4 protein-coding genes and 1 pseudogene are annotated in these 4,571 nt (G+C 68.2%); all 5 read left to right on the plus strand.

The window, feature by feature from the left end:
* Positions 1-361: pseudogene (locus tag AB0J86_RS19930) on the plus strand (ABC transporter substrate-binding protein); the annotation flags it as partial.
* 145 nt (positions 362-506) lie between these two features.
* Entirely contained in the window at positions 507-1,433 is a 927-nt protein-coding gene (locus AB0J86_RS19935) for an ABC transporter permease (RefSeq protein ID WP_363859045.1), read from the plus strand.
* Entirely contained in the window at positions 1,426-2,412 is a 987-nt protein-coding gene (locus tag AB0J86_RS19940) for an ABC transporter permease (RefSeq protein WP_363859046.1), read from the plus strand. The genes AB0J86_RS19935 and AB0J86_RS19940 overlap by 8 nt, the downstream gene beginning before the upstream one ends.
* 24 nt (positions 2,413-2,436) lie before the next feature.
* Positions 2,437-3,459 carry an ABC transporter ATP-binding protein gene (locus tag AB0J86_RS19945; protein ID WP_363859165.1) on the plus strand — a complete coding sequence of 341 codons (1,023 nt, stop codon included), beginning with the start codon at positions 2,437-2,439 and terminating at the stop codon, positions 3,457-3,459.
* Positions 3,452-4,465 (plus strand): dipeptide ABC transporter ATP-binding protein, encoded by a 1,014-nt coding sequence (locus AB0J86_RS19950; RefSeq protein WP_363859047.1) that lies wholly within the window; start codon positions 3,452-3,454, stop codon positions 4,463-4,465. The genes AB0J86_RS19945 and AB0J86_RS19950 overlap by 8 nt, the downstream gene beginning before the upstream one ends.
* The last annotated feature ends 106 nt before the right edge of the window (positions 4,466-4,571 follow it).

Here is a 4,571-nt window from a genome sequence, read left to right on the forward strand (position 1 = left end):
CGCGACCTTCCGCCAGATGATCAACGCGCACCAGATGCGGGGCCCGTACCGGGCGGCCTGGCAGCAGGACTACCCGGACGTGGAGAACTGGGTCAACCCGCTCTACGTCACCGGCGGTTCCTCCAACGACGGCCTGTACAGCAACCCGCAGGTGGACGCGCTCGCCAAGGAGGCCCAGGCCGCGCCGGACGCCGACGCCGCGCACGCCAAGCTGCAGCAGGCACTGGCGATCGTGGACCAGGACGTTCCGTCGATCCCGGTCTACTTCTACAACGAGCAGTGGGGCATCTCCGACAAGCTGAGCAAGGCCGAAACCACCAACGTCGGCGAGCTCGACCTCTCGTCGGTCGTGCTCAAGTAGGTGGCTTCACCCCGGGTCGGGCACACCGTATGGTGACCCGGCCCGGGCTCGCTTCCGCCGGGATGCGGCACCTGCTGGCTGCCGCATCCCTGGCGTGTTTCCACCACCCGCGTCGCCCCCCAGGCGCGCCCCCTCTGGAGGATCCATGGGCCGTTACGTCGTGAGACGGCTGCTCCAACTGATACCCGTCTTCTTCGGGACCACATTCCTGATCTACTGGCTCGTCTGGGCCGTACCCGGCGACCCGTTCGCCGGCAAGTGCGGTGAGCGGCGCTGTCCGGACTCGTACATCGCGTTCATGACCGAGAAGTACCATCTCGACGAGAACGTCTTCCTGCAGTACCTGCACTACATGCAGAACCTGCTGCGGGGCGATTTCGGCCAGACCTTCGGTGGCCGCTCCATCAACGACCTGATCGCTGCCGCCTACCCCAACACGCTAAAACTGGCACTTGTGGCGCTCGCTGTCGAGGGAATTATCGGCATCACCGCCGGCGTGCTCACGGGTCTGCGGCGTAACGGCTTCATGGACAACCTGGTTCTGGTCTCGACCCTGTTCCTGATCGCGCTGCCGACGTTCGTCACCGGCTTCGTGCTGCAGTTCCTGCTCGGTACGAAGTGGCACATCATCAACCCGACGGTCTCCTCGGACGTGCCCTTCAACGAGCTGATCGTGCCCGGGTTCGTGCTGGGCAGCACCTCGATGGCGTACATCGCCCGGTTGACCCGGACGAGCATCGCCGAGAACCGCCGCGGCGACTACGTACGGACGGCGATCGCCAAGGGCCTGCCCATGCGCCGGGTGGTCGGGGTGCACCTGCTGCGGAACTCGATGATCCCGGTGCTCACCTTCCTCGGTACCGATCTCGGTGGCCTGATGGGCGGCTCGATCGTGACCGAGGGCATCTTCAACATCAATGGAATCGGCCGAGAGGTCTACCGGGCGATCGTCACCAAGGAGGGCGCGACGGTGGTCTCCATCGTCGTGATCCTGGTGCTCGTGTATCTGATCATGAACCTGGTGGTCGACCTGCTGTACGCGGCCCTGGACCCGAGGATCCGCTATGAGTGACCCGACGATCGGTTCGATGGTGACCACCCCGCCCGCCGAGGACCCCGCGGTCGCCGGCGGTACCGCGCCGCCCGACGCCGGCCTGCCCGCTGGCAAGCAGCGCCAGGGCAAGCCGCGCGGCCTGCTCGGCGACGCCTGGCTGGACCTGCGCCGCCGGCCGATGTTCTGGATCCCGGCCGTGCTCATCCTGATCTTCGTGGTCATGGCCGCGGTACCGCAACTCTTCACCCACACCGACCCGACCCAGGGCCTGCTGGAGCGCAGCCGGGTGGCGCCGTCGGGTTCCGCCTGGTTCGGCTACGACGTGCAGGGCCAGGACGTCTACGCGCGGGTCATCTACGGGGCCCGGGCGTCGATCGTCGTCGCGGTGCTCTCCACCATCGGTACCGTGCTCATCGGCGGTGCCATCGGCATCCTCGCCGGCTTCCGCGGCGGCTGGGTGGACGCGGTGCTCTCCCGGATCGCCGACATCTTCTTCGGCCTGCCGTTCGTGCTCGGCGCGATCGTGATCCTCTTCACCTTCAACAAGCCGGGGTCGAGCAACAGCACCTTCAAGATCATGATGCTGGTGATCGTCTCGCTCGTCGTGCTGACCTGGCCGGTCTCGATGCGGATCATGCGTTCCTCGGTGCTCGCCACCAAGGAGGCCGACTACATCGTGGCGGCCCGCGCGCTCGGTGCCAGCTCGGCCCGGATCGTCTTCAAGCACCTGCTGCCGAACTGCCTGGCGCCGCTGCTGGTCTACTCGACGATCCTCATCGGCTCGTTCATCGGCGCCGAGGCGACGCTCTCCTTCCTCGGCGTCGGCCTGCACTCGCCGGTGGTCTCCTGGGGCATCATGATCAGTGAGTCGCAGAACTACATCCGGGTATCACCGCACCTGCTGCTCTTCCCGGCCACGTTCCTCGTCATCGCCGTACTCAGCTTCGTCATGCTCGGCGAGGCCGTGCGCGAGGCTCTCGATCCGAAACTCCGGTAGGAGATTCCTGTGTCCGACATTCTCGTGTCCGAGCAGTCCGCATCGGACGCCTCCGGGCGCCCCACCGGGCGACTGCTCGAGGTCGACGACCTGCGCGTCGAGTTCCGTACCCGGGACGGTGTGGCCAAGGTCATCAACGGCGTGACGTACCACGTGGACGCCGGCGAGACGCTGGCCGTGCTGGGCGAGTCCGGTTCGGGTAAGAGCGTCACCGCTCAGACGATCATGGGCATCCTCGACACCCCGCCCGGCTACGTCACGGGCGGGCAGGTGCGCTTCCACGGGCGGGACATGCTCGCGATGTCGAGCGAGCAGCGGCGCCGCATCCGGGGCGAGGGCATCGCCATGATCTTCCAGGACGCGCTCTCCGCGCTGAACCCGGTCTTCACGGTCGGGTTCCAGATCGGTGAGCAGTTCCGGATCCGCCGCGGGATGAGCCGGGCGGACGCCAAGAAGCGCACCATCGAGATGCTGGACCTGGTCCAGATCCCGAACGCGAAGGGGCGGGTGAACAACTACCCGCACCAGTTCTCCGGTGGCATGCGGCAGCGCGTCATGATCGCGATGTCGCTCGCCCTCGACCCGGAGGTGCTGATCGCGGACGAGCCGACCACCGCGCTCGACGTCACGGTGCAGGCGCAGATCATGGACCTCCTCGCCGAGCTGCAGCGCGAGCGGCGGATGGGCCTGATCCTCATCACCCACGACCTCGGCGTGGTCGCCGACGTCGCGGACCGGATCGCGGTGATGTACGCGGGCCGGATCGTCGAGGAGGCCAACGTCCACGAGCTGTACGCGAAGCCGGCGCACCCGTACACCCTCGGCCTGCTCGACTCGATCCCCCGGATCGACGAGAAGGGCCAGCAGCTGCGGACGATCAAGGGGCTGCCCCCGAGCCTGCTGAACATCCCGCCCGGGTGCCCCTTCAACCCGCGCTGCCCGATGGCCCAGCCGATCTGCCGGGAGAAGGTGCCCCCGCTGCTGCAGCTTGGTCCCACCCGGGCCAGCGCCTGCCACTTCGCCGAGGAGCTGGTGAACAATGGCTGAGACCATTCTCGAGGTCCGTGACCTGGTCAAGCACTACCCGGTGACCCGTGGCGTGGTCTTCAAGAAGACCGTCGGCCACGTCAAGGCGGTGGACGGGGTCTCGCTCGAACTGCGCCAGGGCGAGACGCTCGGCGTGGTCGGCGAGTCGGGCTGCGGGAAGTCGACGCTGGCCCGGGTCATCATGAACCTGGAGAAGCCCTCGTCCGGCGCGGTGAGCTACAAGGGGCAGAACGTCTTCGCGCTCCGCCCCGCCGAGCAGCGCCGGATGCGCCGCCAGATCCAGCTGGTCATGCAGGACCCGTACACCTCGCTCAACCCCCGGATGACCGTCGGTGACCTGATCGGCGAGCCGTTCGAGATCCACCCCGAGGTGGCGCCCAAGGGTGACCGGCGGCGTCGGGTGCAGGAGCTGCTGGAGGTGGTCGGGCTCAACCCCGAGCACATCAACCGGTATCCGCACCAGTTCTCCGGCGGCCAGCGGCAGCGCATCGGCATCGCCCGGGCGCTCGCGCTGCGGCCCGACATCATCGTCTGCGACGAGCCGGTCTCGGCCCTGGACGTCTCGATCCAGGCGCAGGTGATGAACCTGCTGGACCAGTTGCAGCGGGAGTTCGGACTCTCGTACATCTTCATCGCCCACGACCTGTCAGTGGTGCGGCACCTCTCCGACCGGGTCGCGGTCATGTACCTCGGCAAGATCGTGGAGACGGGCTCGGACGACGAGATCTACGAGCGGCCGACCCACCCGTACACCCAGGCGCTGCTCTCGGCGGTGCCGGTGCCGGACCCGACCAGCCGGGAGAACAAGGCGATCATCCGGTTGACCGGGGACGTGCCGAGCCCGGCCGACCCGCCGTCGGGCTGCCGGTTCCGTACCCGCTGCTGGAAGGCGCAGGAGATCTGCGCCCGGGAGGTGCCGGCGCTGATCGAGCGCAAGGACTCCGACCACCCGAGCGCCTGCCACTTCGCCGAGAAGCGGGAGATCGTCGCCACGCACGAGGCGTGAGCCGTCCCTGCCCGCCGGCGCCGCTCGCGGGGGCGGGGGGGGCCGGGGGGGGCCGCGGCGGACGGGGGGGGGGGGGGCGCCGCCGCCCGCACGCCGGCAGGGGGTT

The organism is Micromonospora sp. NPDC049559, from assembly GCF_040676675.1.
GTDB lineage: Bacteria > Actinomycetota > Actinomycetes > Mycobacteriales > Micromonosporaceae > JBFAPK01.

What these genes read in the sequence shown, in the direction of transcription:
- AB0J86_RS19935 (WP_363859045.1), top strand. Translation starts at nt 507, where the DNA reads ATGGGCCGTTACGTCGTGAGACGGCTGCTCCAACTGATACCCGTCTTC.
- AB0J86_RS19940 (WP_363859046.1), top strand. Translation starts at nt 1,426, where the DNA reads ATGAGTGACCCGACGATCGGTTCGATGGTGACCACCCCGCCCGCCGAG.
- AB0J86_RS19950 (WP_363859047.1), top strand. Translation starts at nt 3,452, where the DNA reads ATGGCTGAGACCATTCTCGAGGTCCGTGACCTGGTCAAGCACTACCCG.